Here is a 235-nt window from a genome sequence, read left to right on the forward strand (position 1 = left end):
TACACGGAACGAAGCAGACAAGAAGCAAATATCGAGATGTAAGGAAACCATAGAGAATTCTTCGGACAGCTTTAAAGTAATAAGCAAAATTCTGGCTCTCGCTGGAAGCGAGGTAAGACTTAAAGTACTATTCCTTTTGAACATAGAAAATGAACTGTGCCCTTGTGATATTGCGGACATTCTTGAAATGAGTGTTCCCGCCGTGTCCCAGCATATCCGAAAAATGAAGGATGCA

Annotated in this window: 1 protein-coding gene; it reads left to right on the plus strand. The window is 41.3% G+C overall.

The window, feature by feature from the left end; genetic code table 11:
* A partial coding sequence (locus tag RM529_RS17995; RefSeq protein ID WP_311486095.1) for an ArsR/SmtB family transcription factor occupies positions 1-235 on the plus strand: 235 nt, incomplete at both ends.

It is taken from the genome of Autumnicola edwardsiae (genome assembly GCF_031846505.1).
GTDB lineage: Bacteria > Bacteroidota > Bacteroidia > Flavobacteriales > Flavobacteriaceae > Autumnicola > Autumnicola edwardsiae.